General features: G+C 37.0%; 23 protein-coding genes. 2 read left to right on the top strand and 21 right to left on the bottom strand.

The features are described from left to right. Positions 1 to 59: 59 nt before the first annotated feature. The 4 genes from amrS to ACONDI_RS15325 all read right to left on the bottom strand — a co-directional run bounded on the left by amrS (position 60) and on the right by ACONDI_RS15325 (position 3,300). Positions 60 to 1,085 carry an AmmeMemoRadiSam system radical SAM enzyme gene (amrS, locus tag ACONDI_RS15340; RefSeq protein ID WP_241079402.1) on the bottom strand — a complete coding sequence of 342 codons (1,026 nt, stop codon included), beginning with the start codon at positions 1,083 to 1,085 and terminating at the stop codon, positions 60 to 62. After that, positions 1,078 to 1,602 (bottom strand): AmmeMemoRadiSam system protein A, encoded by a 525-nt coding sequence (gene amrA, locus ACONDI_RS15335; protein WP_241079401.1) that lies wholly within the window; start codon positions 1,600 to 1,602, stop codon positions 1,078 to 1,080. The genes amrS and amrA overlap by 8 nt, the downstream gene beginning before the upstream one ends. Next, complete coding sequence (gene amrB / locus ACONDI_RS15330; RefSeq protein ID WP_241079400.1) at positions 1,599 to 2,447, bottom strand: AmmeMemoRadiSam system protein B; 849 nt, start codon at positions 2,445 to 2,447, stop codon at positions 1,599 to 1,601. The genes amrA and amrB overlap by 4 nt, the downstream gene beginning before the upstream one ends. A 115-nt stretch (positions 2,448 to 2,562) precedes the next feature. Beyond that, the gene (locus tag ACONDI_RS15325; protein ID WP_241079399.1) at positions 2,563 to 3,300 is read right to left on the bottom strand and encodes an N-acetylmuramoyl-L-alanine amidase; all 738 of its coding nucleotides are present in this window, start codon (positions 3,298 to 3,300) and stop codon (positions 2,563 to 2,565) included. Positions 3,301 to 3,365: 65 nt separating this feature from the next. Between ACONDI_RS15325 and ACONDI_RS15320 the strand changes: the two genes are divergently transcribed. Then, entirely contained in the window at positions 3,366 to 3,977 is a 612-nt protein-coding gene (locus ACONDI_RS15320) for a chromate transporter (RefSeq protein WP_241079398.1), read from the top strand. A 25-nt stretch (positions 3,978 to 4,002) separates the two neighbouring features. Then, positions 4,003 to 4,521 (top strand): chromate transporter, encoded by a 519-nt coding sequence (locus ACONDI_RS15315; protein ID WP_241079397.1) that lies wholly within the window; start codon positions 4,003 to 4,005, stop codon positions 4,519 to 4,521. Between the two features lie 267 nt (positions 4,522 to 4,788). On the opposite strand, the gene rpsI is transcribed toward ACONDI_RS15315, so the two are convergent. The 17 genes from rpsI to rplO all read right to left on the bottom strand — a co-directional run bounded on the left by rpsI (position 4,789) and on the right by rplO (position 15,676). Beyond that, positions 4,789 to 5,181 carry a 30S ribosomal protein S9 gene (rpsI, locus tag ACONDI_RS15310; protein ID WP_241079396.1) on the bottom strand — a complete coding sequence of 131 codons (393 nt, stop codon included), beginning with the start codon at positions 5,179 to 5,181 and terminating at the stop codon, positions 4,789 to 4,791. Positions 5,182 to 5,230: 49 nt separating this feature from the next. Beyond that, positions 5,231 to 5,662, bottom strand: a complete 432-nt coding sequence (gene rplM, locus ACONDI_RS15305; RefSeq protein ID WP_241079395.1) for a 50S ribosomal protein L13 — start codon at positions 5,660 to 5,662, stop codon at positions 5,231 to 5,233. Between the two features lie 108 nt (positions 5,663 to 5,770). Beyond that, positions 5,771 to 6,517, bottom strand: coding sequence for a tRNA pseudouridine(38-40) synthase TruA (gene truA / locus ACONDI_RS15300; protein WP_241079394.1), 747 nt, complete (start codon positions 6,515 to 6,517; stop codon positions 5,771 to 5,773). A 31-nt stretch (positions 6,518 to 6,548) separates the two neighbouring features. Continuing rightward, on the bottom strand, positions 6,549 to 7,358 hold the full coding sequence (locus tag ACONDI_RS15295) for an energy-coupling factor transporter transmembrane component T family protein (RefSeq protein ID WP_241079393.1): 810 nt from the start codon (positions 7,356 to 7,358) through the stop codon (positions 6,549 to 6,551). Positions 7,359 to 7,364: 6 nt separating this feature from the next. Next, positions 7,365 to 8,225 carry an energy-coupling factor transporter ATPase gene (locus ACONDI_RS15290; RefSeq protein ID WP_241079392.1) on the bottom strand — a complete coding sequence of 287 codons (861 nt, stop codon included), beginning with the start codon at positions 8,223 to 8,225 and terminating at the stop codon, positions 7,365 to 7,367. Further along, positions 8,219 to 9,049 carry an energy-coupling factor transporter ATPase gene (locus ACONDI_RS15285; protein WP_241079391.1) on the bottom strand — a complete coding sequence of 277 codons (831 nt, stop codon included), beginning with the start codon at positions 9,047 to 9,049 and terminating at the stop codon, positions 8,219 to 8,221. Before ACONDI_RS15285 ends, ACONDI_RS15290 begins: the two co-directional genes overlap by 7 nt. Before the next feature lie 34 nt (positions 9,050 to 9,083). Continuing rightward, positions 9,084 to 9,431, bottom strand: coding sequence for a 50S ribosomal protein L17 (rplQ, locus tag ACONDI_RS15280; RefSeq protein ID WP_241079390.1), 348 nt, complete (start codon positions 9,429 to 9,431; stop codon positions 9,084 to 9,086). A gap of 25 nt (positions 9,432 to 9,456) precedes the next feature. Then, a complete protein-coding gene (locus tag ACONDI_RS15275; RefSeq protein WP_241079389.1) occupies positions 9,457 to 10,407 on the bottom strand; it encodes a DNA-directed RNA polymerase subunit alpha in 951 nt (316 codons plus the stop codon). Between the two features lie 106 nt (positions 10,408 to 10,513). Next, complete coding sequence (gene rpsD, locus ACONDI_RS15270; RefSeq protein ID WP_241079388.1) at positions 10,514 to 11,143, bottom strand: 30S ribosomal protein S4; 630 nt, start codon at positions 11,141 to 11,143, stop codon at positions 10,514 to 10,516. A 59-nt stretch (positions 11,144 to 11,202) separates the two neighbouring features. Next, positions 11,203 to 11,598, bottom strand: coding sequence for a 30S ribosomal protein S11 (rpsK, locus tag ACONDI_RS15265; RefSeq protein ID WP_241079387.1), 396 nt, complete (start codon positions 11,596 to 11,598; stop codon positions 11,203 to 11,205). 38 nt (positions 11,599 to 11,636) lie between these two features. After that, entirely contained in the window at positions 11,637 to 12,002 is a 366-nt protein-coding gene (rpsM, locus tag ACONDI_RS15260; protein WP_241079386.1) for a 30S ribosomal protein S13, read from the bottom strand. A gap of 37 nt (positions 12,003 to 12,039) precedes the next feature. After that, positions 12,040 to 12,153, bottom strand: coding sequence for a 50S ribosomal protein L36 (gene rpmJ / locus ACONDI_RS15255; RefSeq protein ID WP_241079385.1), 114 nt, complete (start codon positions 12,151 to 12,153; stop codon positions 12,040 to 12,042). A gap of 41 nt (positions 12,154 to 12,194) precedes the next feature. Further along, complete coding sequence (infA, locus tag ACONDI_RS15250; protein WP_241079384.1) at positions 12,195 to 12,413, bottom strand: translation initiation factor IF-1; 219 nt, start codon at positions 12,411 to 12,413, stop codon at positions 12,195 to 12,197. Positions 12,414 to 12,422: 9 nt separating this feature from the next. Further along, entirely contained in the window at positions 12,423 to 13,181 is a 759-nt protein-coding gene (gene map, locus ACONDI_RS15245) for a type I methionyl aminopeptidase (protein WP_241079383.1), read from the bottom strand. Between the two features lie 4 nt (positions 13,182 to 13,185). Then, a complete protein-coding gene (locus ACONDI_RS15240; RefSeq protein WP_241079382.1) occupies positions 13,186 to 13,833 on the bottom strand; it encodes an adenylate kinase in 648 nt (215 codons plus the stop codon). A gap of 142 nt (positions 13,834 to 13,975) precedes the next feature. Then, positions 13,976 to 15,235 (bottom strand): preprotein translocase subunit SecY, encoded by a 1,260-nt coding sequence (gene secY, locus ACONDI_RS15235; RefSeq protein WP_241079381.1) that lies wholly within the window; start codon positions 15,233 to 15,235, stop codon positions 13,976 to 13,978. Between the two features lie 3 nt (positions 15,236 to 15,238). Beyond that, the gene (gene rplO / locus ACONDI_RS15230; RefSeq protein WP_241079380.1) at positions 15,239 to 15,676 is read right to left on the bottom strand and encodes a 50S ribosomal protein L15; all 438 of its coding nucleotides are present in this window, start codon (positions 15,674 to 15,676) and stop codon (positions 15,239 to 15,241) included. Positions 15,677 to 15,688 lie beyond the last annotated feature (12 nt).

The following is a 15,688-nucleotide window of genomic DNA, read 5'->3' as shown; positions in this document are numbered from 1 at the left end:
CTTAGTTTTAATTAAACCTTATATTATAATTACAATTCTACAAAAGACCCTAAACTCCTTTAAAACTCCCCGGCTATCTTATGATTACAGAACTTACATTGGTTTCTTTCCACTAAATTGGTTATAACCCCAAAACCAACCCGTTCTATTATAGGTTTTTTACATTTTGGACACCATGTGGTTTGGCTTTCTTGTTCGCCTACATTTCCCAGGTATACGTAAGTAAGTTTTTCCTTGGCTTTTTCATATATCCATCTTAATGTGGATACTGGTGTGGCGTTTCTTTCATATTTGTACTGGGGGAAATATCTACTAAAATGTACTGGTATATCAGGATTTAATTCTGAAACCCAATTGATAAAGTCATTTAATTCGTCTTTGTGATCATTTACTTCCGGGATTACAAGATAGGTAAGTTCTACATGCTTACTCTCTAATAAAAGTTCAACAGTATCCATTACTGGCTGCAGTTGACCACCCACATGTTTATATGTGCTCTCCCGAAAACCTTTAACGTCTATATTAGCACCATGGATATATGGCATCAGGTTTTTAAGCGGTGTTTTATTGATAAAACCATTACTAACTATAACATTTTTAAATCCTTCTTCTGATGATAATTTTGAAGCTTCAAAGACATATTCATACCAGCTCGTTGGCTCGGAGTAAGTAAATGCCAGACCCAGGATATTATCAGGCTCACTCTCACTATATTCTTTTAATATATTAGTTAAGTCTTGGGGTGTAATTTTTCTGCCTTTATCCTGGTCTCTACTGTGGGATATCTCCCAGTTCTGACAAAAAGGACATGCCAAATTACAGCCAATCATTCCTACAGACAGTACTTGAGAACCCGGATGAAAATGATACAAAGGCTTTTTTTCAATTGGATCCAAGCATATAGCTGCTACCCTTGACTGATACGGGGAATGTAGTTTTAATTCGCCGGTGCTTTCCTCAACTTTTCTGAGTTTGCACCTGCCAAACTCCCCTTCAGTAAGTATACATTTATGAGGGCATAGAAGACATCTAATCTTTTCATTTTCTTTTTGATAGAACATTGATTCAATTGATTTGTTACTCATTGTATCTCTCCACCTTAAATCTATAAATTTTTGTCCCATTAATATCATTTATCGAAGCTTTAGTCATTGCAATTTCCACCTGTTTTTGTGCTGTGTCAATCCCTTCTAGGTCAGGTAACAAAACCCCTTTTTGTCTTCCTTTTTCAACAACTACTCCATATTTATATGGGTCCAAATAGTCAAAATCCGTTATTTCCTCTTTAGGATGCAGTACATCAACGGCAAAAACTAAGCTATCTAGCTCTATGATTTCTACCTTTGGAAACCTGGGGTCTTTTGTACCAGCACTAATAGAATTCCTTATTATCTCTTCTGCCAATGTATCATAAACTGGCTCAATTGTGCCAATACACCCCCTTAAAGAACCATCTTCTTTTTTCAAGGAAACAAAACATCCAGCCCTTTTCAAAAAGTCTTCAGGCATATCCGGCAGCAAAGAAAGTATCTTATTTTCTTTCAAATATGTCTTTAGACTATCCCTCGCAAGCTTAATTGCTATCTCTTTGTTATTGCTCAAGCCTTCTCACCTTCCTTATCGCTTTCGTTTAATGCCCTGTATAATAAAGCTACCATATAACCTACCCCAAAAGGACCTTCATATGAAAAAACTTCACTATTTGGATGAAGATTTTCCAAAAGTCCTCCCGCAATAAGCATTGGCCTGTATCCACATTCTCCAGTTTGTATCAATAATTTTTCTGGAATTTCTTTTAGTAAAGAAAAATTACCCTGATTTAAAATCTCTTTTAGTTTTTGATCAAACTTATGAGCTTCAGGATGATATCCTGCAGGCGCATTCCTTGTAAGCCGGTGAGATAAGTCTCCACTTACAATAACTCCTATATTCTTGTCTTCATCATTTATTACTTGCCCAAGTAATTCTCCCGACTTCCATAAAAGATCATAATCTGCCCCTCCAGGAGTAATAGATACAAGGTTAACTTTATTGTCAAAACTTTGATTAAGATAGTACAAAGGGACAAAAGCTCCATGATCTAGCTCTTCCCCTAGTCTTGCAGACTCATCTTCTCCAAGACTACTATAAGGCATTCTATGCTTTTCCCATTCGTCCGCAATCTCTTTGACAAGATCCCTATCACAATCAAACTTTAACTTTTCTCTGCCACCAAATCTAGCCAAAGACCCTTCCAAAATGTCCTTGTCCCAAATTGAAATCTCATCAGAAAGGTAAGGACCATGTGGTGTTATAATAAGCAATGTATCTACATTATCATTTTTTAGCTCCTCAAATGTTTTTTCCATTGATTTTTTAGTATCTATGACCTGATTCAGTGCATCTTTTCCTATCTCCGGCACGAGTAAAGGCGGATGTGGAGTAAGAACTGCCCATTTTAAAGCCATATTAAACCCTCCTTGATTCATACAGGCTAACATAATTATTATTTACATTTTGCAAGCCTTTAATCTATATTTTACTACAATCTAACCATGTTTTTGAACCATAAAGATGAGTGTTTTAGTATTGGGACATAAATTCTATCAAACCTAAATACATTGCCCACGCAACTCTTTCTTGGTATTCATCATTTACTAGCAGTTCACGTTCCGTTGGGTTAGATAAAAATCCTACCTCCACAATTACCCCCGGAGCGGCCGTATTATTTAATATATAATAATCAGCTGATAGAGGTGTTCTATCAGTATTTTTTAAGGTTTCAATCAATTGGTCTTGTATATTATGGGCAAGAATCTCACTTTCTTCATCACCTTCTTGATAAAAAGTTTGTGCTCCACTCCAGACACTTGATGGTATACTATTTGCATGGACACTTACAAATAGATCGACATCATGTTCTTCCATCAGTCTTGCCCTGCTGCCTAAGTCAGGATGAGTATTATTATTGTTGTTATCATCATAGTAATCCCACATATCACTATCTTCTTCTCTTGTCATTACAACCTGGGCTCCCCCCTGTTCTAGCAGCCTTCTTAATTTGAGAGAAATATCTAACACTACATCGCACTCTCTTACTTCACCCTTGAAAAACCCAGGGTCATACCCGCCATGTCCCGGATCAATTCCAACAACCTTATTATCTAAGTTGGTATATAGTTCTGGAGAAGAAAATATGTTAAACATATAAAGGTTATTGAAAAACCAGGCAGCTACTATTAATATTAATATAAATAGTACAATCAATATTTTAAAAATAAACTTTTTAGTTAATTTTATTACAGCAAACTTTGCTTTCATTATAACCCTCCTCAATATAAGTTATGGTATTTGGGAAAAAAATAGAATCAAAAGAGGTGAATAAATTGAAAAGCAGATTATTACAGAATACCTGTTTAAAACTATTTATAACTTTTTTGAGGCTTGGTGCTTTTACCTTTGGAGGAGGGTATGCCATGCTGCCTTTAATAAAGAGAGATATTGTAGAAAAAGAAAATTGGTTAGATGAAGGTGAATTTTTGGATGCCCTTACAATATCTCAATCTGTACCTGGGGCGGTCGCTATAAATACAGCCATCTACACAGGCTATAAAATAAAAGGAACTCCTGGAGCCTTTGTCTGTCTTCTCGGGGTAATAATACCATCTTTTACTATCATCTTGTTGATAGCAATGTATTTTCTTAGATTTCAAGAAGTAGGCATAGTAAATAAGGCCTTCATGGGAATAAGACCTGGCGTTGTGGGACTGATTTTTGCCGCTGTCATTAGCATAGGAAAGCCCATATTAACACAAAAGAAATCAATCATAATTTTCCTGGCAGCTTTTTTTCTTGCTGTTATTGGTTTACATCCTATAGGAGTTATAGTTGCTTTTGGAGTACTGGCTTTTATCTTAAATAAAGGAGAAAAAAAACATAAAGAAGACAAAGAAGATGAAGATGTTAAAGAAGATAAAGAAAAGAACAATGATGATTAATTAAAGAGGAGGACTAAATAAAAAAATGCATGGTCTTGAATTGCTGTGGGTATTTATTAAATTAGGGCTGTTTAGTTTTGGCGGCGGTTATGTAATGATACCGCTTATCCAAAGAGAAATTATTGAATCTAGAGGCTGGCTGGATTTAGATGAATTTCTTGATATAATGGCTATCGCAGAGATGACACCTGGTCCCCTTGCAATAAATTTTGCCACCTTTGTTGGCTACAAGATCGATGGTGTTACCGGCAGTATTATCGCAACTATTGGAGTCATCACTCCTTCTTTAATATTGATATTACTAATAGCTTTTATACTAAATAAATATCTATCTAAGGATAAAGTCAAGGTATTTTTTGATGGACTTAGGCCAGCTATTTTAGGGTTGATTTTATCAGCTGCAGTTTTCATCGGTTTTAGGGCAGTCGATGATATTGGGGGAATAATAATAGGAGTTGGCACATGTCTATTGATGCTAATTAAAAACTGGCATCCCCTTCTTCTAATCCTATTATCAGCTGTAGCTGGAGTTATCATATATTAACATTTATAATTCTAGTGCAAAAAGTCATATGAACAAAGTTTTGTTTTTAATTGTAATACATCTTGATGAGAAAGCAGTCGAAATAAGGTCTAATGACGCCAAGTCATTAGCTAATCGAACTCGCCGATGAGTTCTTTGATTAGGAAACCTTATTTAGACTGCTGCCGAGTCTTAGATGTATCAATTAAAAACACTATCACTTATGTGAATAGACTTTTTGCACAAAACAAAACCTCCAAACCCTTTTGTTTGGAGGCAGACCACTGATTACCTCTTTGAAAACTGTGGAGATTTACGAGCTTTCTTTCTGCCGTATTTCTTCCTTTCTTTTTTCCTTTCATCTCTAGTCAAAAATCCATTCTTTTTTAGCACCGGACGAAATTCATTGTCTGCTTTAAGTAATGCTCTTGCTAGACCATGTCTTATTGCTTCTGCCTGACCAGTAAAGCCACCACCTCTAACGTTTACCAAAACATCAAATTTGCCTTCTAATTCGGTTTCTCTTAAGGGTTGCTTTACTATTGTTTCTAAAGTATCAATTCCGAAATATTCATTAATTGGCTTCTTATTAATAACAAAATCCCCGGAACCCGGAACTAATCTAACACGGGCAACAGAAGTTTTTCTTCTTCCGGTACCGTAATATTTTACCTGCTCCATCATCTTCCTCCTTTCTAGTTGCTTTGATATGTCTTACCTTCTTAATTATTTACCAATCCCAGCTTTCTGGCTGTTGCGCTTGGTGTGGATGCTCAGAATCTCTGTATACTTTTAATTTTTTAATCATCTGACGGCCTAGTCTATTCTTAGGGATCATCCCCTTGACTGCTTCAAATACAGCTCTTTCAGGGTTATCTCTAAGTAGCACTTCGTAGCTGGTTGCTTTTAGGCCACCTGGGAAACCAGAGTGTTTGTATAAGAATTTTTGCTTCTTTTTCTTACCGGTCAAAAGCACATCTTGAGAATTAACTACTATCACATAATCTCCTGTATCTACATGGGGAGTATATTCTGGCTTGTGCTTTCCCATCAAAACCTTACTTATTTCAACTGCCAGCCTACCAAGAGGCTTCCCTGCTGCATCTATCACATACCATTTTTTCTCCACTTCACCTGGCTTAGCCATATAAGTTGATTTCATCGCTTTCCCTCCTTCACATTTACACTTTAAAATCTACGAAGTGTATTTTAATACAACTACTGCTGACATGTCAAATTCCTTTGCGAATTTATCTTTTTCAATACTTCTCTAATAGTAAACTTTCTCTAAATACAGTCCATGGGGTGCGATTGTTGGACCAGTTAGCGACCTGTCCTTTTGCTTAATTATATCCTTGACTTTAGAAGGACAAATCTTTCCATTACCTATTATTATAATTGTCCCTACAATTATTCGGACCATTTTATATAAAAAGCCATCACCTAAGAACTCAAATGTTAAACTATTCTTAGTATTACTCATGTTTAGATCATATATCTCTCTTACTTTATTCTCCACTTCAGTTCCAGACGCAGAAAATGCTGTAAAGTCATGTTTACCAATAAATTCTCTACAAGCTTCGTTCATCTTGTCATAATTTAAATTCCCTTCTTTCAATTGGTAAGCATAGTTTCTTAAAAAAGGATCTCTATAATATGATTTATAACAATAATATCTGTACTTTTTCTTTTTAGCGTGTTTTCTTGAGTTAAATTCTAACGGTACCCTGGTTGCTTCTTTGACTACCACATCATCTGGCAAAACTGAGTTTAGAGCAAGGGGCAGTTTATGGATAGGAATCCTGTCATTAATGGTTCTAAAATTAATTACCTGTCCTCTGGCATGGACTCCTGAATCTGTCCTTCCTGCAGCCAAAATTTTTATTTCATGGCCATATAATTTTTCTAATGCTTCTTCTAGCACTTCTTGTATAGTCAATACATTTTTTTGACGCTGAAACCCAAAGTAATTAGTACCGTCATAAGCTATAGTCATTTTTATATTATTTTTTTCCACTGTTACCACTCCGAGGGCCTAAAAATATAAATTAAAAGCCAAAAATTATTAAGATAGCTGCAAAAAAGATAAGAGTAACAAAAGCTAGGTAGTCTCTTCTTTCAAGGTTTAACTCATTTAGCCTTGTTCTTCCTTCTCCACCCCTATAACATCTAGCTTCCATAGCAACTGCTAGCTCATCTGCCCTTCTAAAAGCACTTACAAAAAGAGGTACTAATAAAGGGACCAAGTTTTTAGCCCTTTGTATTATATTCCCTGTTTCAAAATCAGCCCCTCTAGCTTTTTGGGCTTTCATTATTTTTTCTGTTTCTTCAGTAAGAGTAGGAATAAACCTAAGGGCAATTGACATCATCATCGCTATTTCGTGGGCCGGGACACCTATTCTCTTAAAAGGTGAGAGCAAGTGTTCTATTGCATCTGTTAATGCTATTGGTGATGTAGTCAAGGTGAGTACAGAAGCGATTATCACAAGAAAAATTAGTCTTAGTGCCATAAAACTACCTCTGAAAATCCCTTCGGATTCAACTGTCAATGAACCTGCCCATGTGTTTAATTCTAAGAGCTTTTCTCCACCTTCTGTTAAAAAAGAATGTAAAACAAATGTAAAAGCTATTATGAAGAAAAGCGGCTTTATCCCTCTAAGAATCATTTTCATAGGCAATTTGCTAATAGTTATAACTGAAAAGAAAAATAAGCCAAGTAAAAAATAGCCTGTAAAAGTGTTTAGCAAAAATAAAACTACAACTGTAAGTAGAAGTAACATTATTTTCATTCTAGGATCCATTACGTGTAATATTGAGTTCCCTGGCAAGTGTTGGCCTATTGTTAAGCCTTTAAACATTTAGTATCACTTCCGCTTATCCTTAAGGTATGGTAGCAAAATTTTTTTAGCACTTTCTACAGTAAAGACATCTGAAGGTACTTCTAAGCCTTTTTGTCTCAACTCATTCATCAATAAAGTTATCTGTGGAACACCTAACCCCAGCTCTTCAAGAATATCTGATTCGCCAAAGACTTCTCTTGGTTTTCCACTGATCTTTATTTTCCCCTCATGCATAACAAACAACCGGTTTACTAATTCGGCTATATCTTCCATGCTATGGCTTACCAATATTATAGTGATATTTAATTCCTTGTAAAGCTCAGTTATCTTTTCAAATATGTCTTTTTTGCCCTGAGGATCAAGCCCGGCTGTTGGTTCATCCAAAATCAACACCTCTGGCATCATAGCCAAAACACCAGCAATTGCTACCCTTCGTTTTTGGCCTCCACTAAGCTCAAAAGGCGATCTATCTTTTAATTCGTCATAAGAAAGTCCCACTTTCTCTAAGGCATACCTACTTCTTTCTTCTACTTCATCCTTACTAAACCCTAGATTTGTGGGGCCAAAGCCAATATCTTTAGCTACTGTTTCCTCAAAAAGTTGATGTTCAGGATATTGAAACACAAGACCTACTCTTTTTCTTATCTCTTTAAGGCTTTTCTTGTCACTTGAAATATCTTTTCCTTCTATTAGAACCTTGCCTGATGTTGGTAGTAAAAGTCCATTGAAATGTTGAACTAAAGTTGATTTCCCACTTCCCGTTTGACCAATTACACCAATGAATTCTCCCTTTTCTATACTAAGATTAATATCATCAAGGGCTTTATGACTCATTGGCGAGCCCGGCACATAAACATGCGATAAATTTTTGCACTCAATCAACATATCTCTTCCACCAATTTTTTAATGTTAAAGACATTCTCAGACAATTTCACGCCCTCTTCTCTTAGAGAATGAGCGAGCTCAACTATTTGTGGAACTTCAAGGCCAAGTCTTTTAATATTATTTATCTGAGAAAATATTCCACCTGGTGTGTCGTCTAATTCTATTCTTCCTTCATTCATTACAATAACTCTATCACTTTCCAAAGCCTCATCCATAAAGTGGGTAATGTTCACAATAGTGATATTTTCATTTTCGTTTAACTGTTTTAAAGTATTTAAAACTTCTCTTTTGCCTCTAGGATCTAGCATAGCAGTCGGTTCATCCAAAACCAAAATCTCTGGCCGCATAGCAATTACCCCTGCTATTGCTAACCTTTGCTTTTGTCCCCCACTAAGAAGATGTGGTGCATGTCCTAGCTGTCCTTCTAATCCTACCATCTTGGTGGCTTCATTAATTCTTGCTTTTATCTCATTTGGAGGTATGCCCAGATTCTCTGGACCAAAAGCTATATCTTCTTCTACAGTTGTTGCTACAATTTGGTTGTCGGGATTTTGAAATACCATCCCGACTTTCTGCCTGACCTTCCAAATGTTTTCTTCTACCACGGTGTCTAATCCGTCTATAACTATTTTACCTTCAAATGGCAAAAGCAGCCCATTAAAGTGCCTGGCAAACGTTGACTTACCAGACCCATTATGGCCTATTATTGTTACAAATTCGCCCCTGTGTATATCTAAGTTAATATTGTCAAGTGCTTTTTCTTCATTCTCTTTATCTTTATTATAATAAAAATTTAGGTCTTTAGCCCTTAGCACCGCTACCATGACAGACTCATCCTCCTGTCGTCTAGCAACGCGCCTACTCTTCTTCAACCAATTCCAAGATCGCTATTGGCGCGCCGTCTCCTCTTCTTGGGCCTTTTTTAAGCATCCTTGTATAACCACCCTGACGTTCTTTATATCTGGGAGCAATCTCTTCAAAAACTTTGGTTACTACATCTTCATCATAAATATATGAAAGAGCTCTTCTTTTAGCAGCTAAATCATTCTTTTTACCAAGAGTTATAATCTTTTCAGCTATGCTCTTTACCTCTTTTGCTTTTGGCTCTGTTGTTTCAATCCTTTCCTCTTTGAGTAAAGAGGTAGTAAGATTTCTCAGCAAAGCCTTCTTGTGCCCTGATTCTCTGCTTAGTTTTCTTTGTGGCATTTTCCACCCTCCTTAATCTATCCATTTAGCTGTCATCTGCATTTTTAAGTGAAAGTCCTAGTTCTGATAATTTATTTTTAACTTCTACAAGTGACTTTTTCCCTAGATTCCTTACTTTCATCATGTCTTCCGGCGTTTTTTGGGTTAACTCGTGAATTGTGTTAATTCCTGCTCTTTTTAGGCAGTTATACGAACGGACAGATAGATCAAGTTCATCAATGGTCATCTCCATTATTTTCTCTTTATCTTCATCTTCTTTTTCTACCATGACTTCAACATCACTTGCTTTTTCTGTTAGGTTAACAAATAAATTAAGATGTTCTTGCATTATCCTTGCTGCAAGACTGATAGCTTCTTCTGGCTTTACACTTCCATCTGTAATCACTTCCATGGTTAATCTATCAAAGTCCGTAATCTGTCCAACCCTTGTATCTTCTACATTAAAGTTCACTCGTCTAATTGGGCTAAATATTGAATCTACAGGAATAATACCGATTGGCTGTTCTTCTTCTTTATTTCTCTCGGCTTTAACATAACCTCTACCAGTCTCGGCTGTAATCTCCATGTAGAGTCTTGAATCACCTGATAGTGTAGCAATATGAAGATCAGGATTAATAATTTCCACATCTGCGCCAGCCTGAATGTCTCCAGCTGTTACCGGGCCTTCACCTTCTTTTTCTAGTGTTAGCACCTGTTTTTCTTCCGTGTGGATTTTTAAAACTAGATTTTTTAAGTTTAGAATAATCTCTGTCGTGTCTTCAACTACCCCGGGTATTGATGAAAATTCATGTAAAACTCCATCTATTTTTACAGTGGTTACAGCAGCTCCTGGTAAAGATGATAAAAGAATTCTTCGAAGAGAGTTGCCCAGGGTGGTCCCATAACCCCTTTCAAGAGGCTCAATCACAAATTTACCGTGAAATTCCTCATCGGGTTGGTCGACATATTCAATTTTTGGCTTTTCAATTTCTATCATAAAAAACTTGCCCCCTTTTTCCTAACAAATTCAAGCTTGCCTGAATCTGTAAGGGTACTACTTAAATGACAATATATCATTACACAGCATTCTTCGGGTTGTAATTTTATCTTGAGTAAAACTCAACTATTAAATGTTCTTCCACAGGAGCATCTATTTCTTCTCTGTCAGGATTTCTTAGTACTTTCCCTTTAAAGTTTTCAATGTCTCTTTCTAACCACTCGGGCGCCTTATGTCCTTCAGCCAGTTCAGCCAATTCTTTAAGGCGTGGGCTCTTTTTGCTTTTCTCTTTAAGTTCAATTTCGTCTCCTGCGCTAACACTGAATGAAGCAATATCAACTTTTCTACCATTTACCAAGAAGTGACCATGATTAACAAGTTGACGTGCTTCAGGTCTACTTGAAGCAAAACCTAATCTATACACAACATTATCAAGACGCATCTCCAAAAGCCTAAGAAGATTCTCTCCTGTAATCCCTTTAATTTTCTCTGCTTTTCTAAAATAGCGTCTAAACTGGTTCTCCATAATGCCGTACATTCTTCTTGCTTTTTGCTTTTCCCTTAACTGTATTCCGTACTGACTCTGTTTTCCTCTTCTGCTCTGACCATGCTGTCCTGGAACATAATTTCTTTTATCAACTGAGCATTTATCAGTGTAGCAACGCTCACCTTTTAGGAAGAGCTTTGTTGCTTCTCTTCTGCACAAACGACACACCGAACCTCTATAACGCGCCATCCTTAATTAACACCTCCTGAATAATATTCCTTCAAATATATAAAGTATTTTAGTATTTGTTAGACTCTACGTCTTTTTGGTGGTCTGCAACCATTATGCGGAATTGGAGTCACATCTCTAATTGCATTAATTTCCAGCCCAGCAGCCTGTAGTGATCTGATAGCTGCTTCTCTACCTGATCCTGGACCTTTAACTCTGACCTCAATGCCTTTAAGACCGTGTTCCATTGCACTTTTGGCAGCCGTTTCAGCAGCTACCTGAGCCGCAAAGGGAGTTCCTTTTCTAGACCCTTTAAATCCACAACCGCCTGCACTAGACCAGGCAATAGTTCCTCCAGTATTATCGGTTATATTTACAACAGTATTGTTGAATGTTGAATTAATATGGGCTATGCCATTTTCAATATTCTTTTTAACCTTCTTTTTTGTCCTTGTTGCAGCTTTTTTCTTAGCCATTAAAAAACTTCCCTCCTTAAATCATAAATTATCCTAACTTATCTTTTCGCACCAACAGTTCTTTTCTTACCTTTTCTCGTTCTAGCATTATTTTTGGTGCTCTGCCCTCTTGCCGGCAGTCCTCTTCTATGCCTTAGACCTCTGTAGCAGCCTATTTCCATTAGCCTTCTTACATTCATTGTAGTCTCTCTTCGAAGATCCCCTTCAACGGTACATTCTTTATCTATATAATCTCTTAATCTACTTATTTCATCTTCTGTTAAATCCCTAACTCGAGTAGATTCATCAACACCTGTTTCTTCGAGAATTCTTTTTGCAATTGAATGACCAATACCATAAATATATGTCAGAGATATTTTCACTCTTTTGTCCCTTGGTAAGTCCACACCTGCTATTCTTGCCATTTGATTTATTCACCTCCAAACAAATTAATCTGCTCAATTAGCCTTGCTTTTGCTTATGCTTAGGATTTTGACAAATTATCATTATCTTACCTTTTCTTCTGATAAGTTTACACTTTTCACATATTGGTTTTACTGAAGCTCTGGTTTTCATCTTCATAAACCTCCTTTTTCTAAAAAGCCCCATTAGTTCGATTATTTGTAGCGATAAGTGATCCGACCTCTGCTTAAATCATAAGGTGATAGCTCCACTTTTACTTTATCTCCAGCTAATATTCGGATATAATTCATTCTAATTTTTCCAGATACATGAGCAAGTATCTTATGCCCGTTATCTAGTTCTACTCTAAACATAGCATTCGGAAGGGGTTCTATTACCGTACCTTCAACTTCTATTACGTCTTCCTTGGACATATTAAAAAGTTACCCTCCTTCCTCACCTACAGTTAAAATTATTGGACCATCCTCAGTAATTGCTATAGAATGCTCAAAATGTGCTGATGGTTTGTGATCTTTTGTAACCACAGTCCATTCATCTTCTAAAGTTTTTACTTCCCATGTGCCCATATTTACCATCGGCTCTATTGCTAAAGCCATTCCTTGTTTGAGCCTCGGGCCACGCCCTGGTGGCCCAAAGTTTGGTACCTGGGGTTCTTCATGCATTTCACTGCCTATGCCATGACCAACAAAATTTTTCACCACTGAAAATCCATTTTCCTCGGCATGGATTTGAACAGCATTTGATATGTCACTTAACCTGTTTCCTACAAGTGCCTTTTCTATTCCTTTGTGGAGCGATTCTTCCGTTATCTTTATAAGCCTGATCAGCTCTTCATCAACATCCCCTACCGGGTAGGTCTTGGCAGCATCTCCGTGGTAGCCTTTATAGTAAGCTCCTATGTCAATACTAATAATGTCCCCGTTTTCTATCCTTTTTATTCCAGGAATCCCGTGTACTACCTGCTCATTTATCGAAGCACAAATGCTAGCAGGAAACCCTCTATATCCCTTAAATGAAGGTTCTGCACCATTTTTTTTAATATTTTTTTCTGCTATATGGTCTAGCTCTAATGTAGTTATCCCAGGCTTAATGTTTTCTTTTAATAGTGCATGTGTTTCAGCAACTATTTTACCAGCATCTTTCATAATATCTAGTTCTTTATCGCTTTTTAAAACTACCATTTTATTATCCTTCCTGAACACCTAATACATTTAGGATTTCTTTATATACGCCGTTTGGATCTTGTGACCCATTCACTCTTTTCAATAGACCTTTGTCTTCGTAATATTTAATTAAAGGTGAAGTCTGCTCGTTATAAACTTCAAGTCTTTCTTTAGCAGTCTCTTCGTTATCATCATCTCGCTGGTATAAGTCGCCACCGTCATCGTCACATACTCCACGAACATCAGGAGGATTAAATTTAACATGATAGCTCTTGCCACATTTGCTACAAATTCTTCTGCCAGATATTCTCTCTACTAGGTCATCAAAATCCGCATCAATATAAACGGCATAATCAATAGGACGATCCTTTAAATTTTCATCTAAAGCTTCTGCCTGAGAAACCGTTCTTGGAAAACCATCTAGTAAAAATCCTTGCTTGCAATCGGGCTTCATTAAACGTTCTTTTACTATCCCAATAACTATCTCGTCAGGTACTAGTTTTCCGGCATCCATATAACTTTTAGCTTTGTTGCCAAGTTCAGTCCCTTCTTTAACTGCCGCTCTAAAAATGTCCCCTGTAGCAATGTGTGGGATTTTAAGTGCCTCAACTAACCTTTCCGCTTGAGTACCTTTTCCTGCTCCAGGTGCTCCCATCAAGATAACTCTCATTAAAATAACCCCCTTAGCCTTTATAAAAATTTTATTAACACTAACCTACCAGCTACCTGTACCAAAACACCTTCAATCATTACCCGGCGTCCGACAAATTTAAATTAAAATTTATAAAAAGCCTATTAACCTTCATATTCTTTTACTTTTTCATAAATCCTTCATAATGTCTCATAAGCATTTGACTTTCAATCTGCTTCATTGTTTCAAGGGCCACACCTACCATAATTATCATAGCCGTACCACCGAACATAATATTCAGGTCAATTACACCTTGAAGGGCAATTGGTAGTACAACTATACCAGCAAGGGCAAGAGAGCCCGCCAAAGTAATCCGGTCCATAACACGGCTAAGATAATCAGCTGTGGGTTTGCCCGGCCTTATACCGGGAATAAAGCCGCCGTACTTTTTCATATTCTCGGCCATATCCTGGGGGTTAAATTGAATAGCCGTATAAAAGTAAGTGAAAAAGATTATTAAAATTACGTACAATATTGTGTTTGGCAGTGTACCAAATCCAATCCTTTCAGCAATCCAGATAGCCCAGGGGTGCTGAATAAACTGTACGATAGTTTCTGGGAACATTAATATAGACGATGCAAAGATTACCGGAATAACTCCTGCTTGATTAACTTTTAAAGGTATATGAGTTGATTGACCACCGTACATTTTTCTCCCAACAACTTTTTTTGCATACTGTACTGGAATTTTTCTCTGCCCTTCCTGAAGGGCAACTATTCCCATTATTACACCTAGTATAATAACAGCAAGAAGAACTACAACAAGAATGTTTAACTGTCCTTCGACTACTAGTGTGTATAGTTGTGTCAATCCTTGAGGTATCCTTGAAACGATTCCTGCAAATATCAATAAAGATATCCCGTTTCCTATACCTTTATCTGTTATTTGCTCTCCAAGCCACATCAAAAACGCCGTTCCAGCTGTTAATGTTATAATTACTACCATGTATGCTGCAAAGGAGTGCTGATCCATAGCAGGTCTAAGCAGTCCAAAAGTCATACCCGTCGCCTGTAAAAATGCTAATATAACTGTACCATATCTAGTGTATTGAGCCAGTTTTTTACGCCCTTCTGCTCCTTCTTTAGACCATTGTTCAAACTTTGGTATAACAACCGTCAAAAGCTGCATGATAATCGAAGCATTTATATACGGCATAATACCCATAGCAAAGATTGAAAGCATGCTAAGGGCACCACCAGCAATTATATTCATAAACCCAAAAAGAGTTTCTCCTTCAAATAACTCTTGAAGCTGCGCGGCATCTATTCCTGGAACCGGAATATGTGAACCCAGCCTAAATACAATAAACATAGCAAGGGTAAAGGTCAATTTTTTTCTTAGATCGGGTATTCGCCATGCATTTTTAAGTGTCCCTAGCATGTTCTAAATCACCTCAGCTTTTCCGCCGGCTTCTTCAATTCTTTCTACTGCATTTTTACTAAATTTATTTGCTTTGACTGTCAGCTTTTTCTCTAGCTTACCATCTCCTAGAATCTTTACTCCGTCTTTTACTTTTTTAATTAGACCCTGCTCAATCAAAGCGTCTGGAGTCACTTCTTCATTTTCGTCAAATATATTTAAATCACTAACGTTAACTATACTCCACTCTTTTTTCATCGGATTATTAAATCCTCTTTTAGGTAGTCTTCTCTGTAATGGCAGTTGACCACCCTCAAAACCGGGGGATACCCTCCCACCAGAACGAGCATTTTGTCCTTTATGACCTTTTCCGGCAGTTTTTCCAAGACCAGAGCCCTGTCCTCTGCCTTTTCTTTTCCTGTTTTTTCTTGTTTCATTTGGTCTAAGGTCATTAAGCTTCAAGGTACACACCTC

Source organism: Natranaerofaba carboxydovora (assembly GCF_022539405.1).
GTDB classification, from domain to species: Bacteria; Bacillota; Natranaerobiia; order Natranaerobiales; family Natranaerofabaceae; genus Natranaerofaba; species Natranaerofaba carboxydovora.
This window is presented reverse-complemented; position numbering and strand designations above follow the sequence as displayed.

What these genes read in the sequence shown, in the direction of transcription:
- rpsD (WP_241079388.1), bottom strand. Translation starts at nt 11,143, where the DNA reads ATGGCGCGTTATAGAGGTTCGGTGTGTCGTTTGTGCAGAAGAGAAGCA.
- secY (WP_241079381.1), bottom strand. Translation starts at nt 15,235, where the DNA reads ATGCTAGGGACACTTAAAAATGCATGGCGAATACCCGATCTAAGAAAA.
- ACONDI_RS15240 (WP_241079382.1), bottom strand. Translation starts at nt 13,833, where the DNA reads ATGAGAGTTATCTTGATGGGAGCACCTGGAGCAGGAAAAGGTACTCAA.
- amrS (WP_241079402.1), bottom strand. Translation starts at nt 1,085, where the DNA reads ATGAGTAACAAATCAATTGAATCAATGTTCTATCAAAAAGAAAATGAA.
- ACONDI_RS15290 (WP_241079392.1), bottom strand. Translation starts at nt 8,225, where the DNA reads ATGTTGATTGAGTGCAAAAATTTATCGCATGTTTATGTGCCGGGCTCG.
- rpmJ (WP_241079385.1), bottom strand. Translation starts at nt 12,153, where the DNA reads ATGAAAACCAGAGCTTCAGTAAAACCAATATGTGAAAAGTGTAAACTT.
- infA (WP_241079384.1), bottom strand. Translation starts at nt 12,413, where the DNA reads ATGTCCAAGGAAGACGTAATAGAAGTTGAAGGTACGGTAATAGAACCC.
- rpsM (WP_241079386.1), bottom strand. Translation starts at nt 12,002, where the DNA reads ATGGCAAGAATAGCAGGTGTGGACTTACCAAGGGACAAAAGAGTGAAA.
- rplQ (WP_241079390.1), bottom strand. Translation starts at nt 9,431, where the DNA reads ATGCCACAAAGAAAACTAAGCAGAGAATCAGGGCACAAGAAGGCTTTG.
- amrB (WP_241079400.1), bottom strand. Translation starts at nt 2,447, where the DNA reads ATGGCTTTAAAATGGGCAGTTCTTACTCCACATCCGCCTTTACTCGTG.
- rplM (WP_241079395.1), bottom strand. Translation starts at nt 5,662, where the DNA reads ATGAAATCAACTTATATGGCTAAGCCAGGTGAAGTGGAGAAAAAATGG.
- map (WP_241079383.1), bottom strand. Translation starts at nt 13,181, where the DNA reads ATGGTAGTTTTAAAAAGCGATAAAGAACTAGATATTATGAAAGATGCT.
- ACONDI_RS15325 (WP_241079399.1), bottom strand. Translation starts at nt 3,300, where the DNA reads ATGAAAGCAAAGTTTGCTGTAATAAAATTAACTAAAAAGTTTATTTTT.
- rpsI (WP_241079396.1), bottom strand. Translation starts at nt 5,181, where the DNA reads ATGGAGCAGGTAAAATATTACGGTACCGGAAGAAGAAAAACTTCTGTT.
- ACONDI_RS15275 (WP_241079389.1), bottom strand. Translation starts at nt 10,407, where the DNA reads ATGATAGAAATTGAAAAGCCAAAAATTGAATATGTCGACCAACCCGAT.
- ACONDI_RS15285 (WP_241079391.1), bottom strand. Translation starts at nt 9,049, where the DNA reads ATGGTAGCGGTGCTAAGGGCTAAAGACCTAAATTTTTATTATAATAAA.
- rpsK (WP_241079387.1), bottom strand. Translation starts at nt 11,598, where the DNA reads ATGGCTAAGAAAAAAGCTGCAACAAGGACAAAAAAGAAGGTTAAAAAG.
- ACONDI_RS15315 (WP_241079397.1), top strand. Translation starts at nt 4,003, where the DNA reads ATGCATGGTCTTGAATTGCTGTGGGTATTTATTAAATTAGGGCTGTTT.
- ACONDI_RS15295 (WP_241079393.1), bottom strand. Translation starts at nt 7,358, where the DNA reads ATGTTTAAAGGCTTAACAATAGGCCAACACTTGCCAGGGAACTCAATA.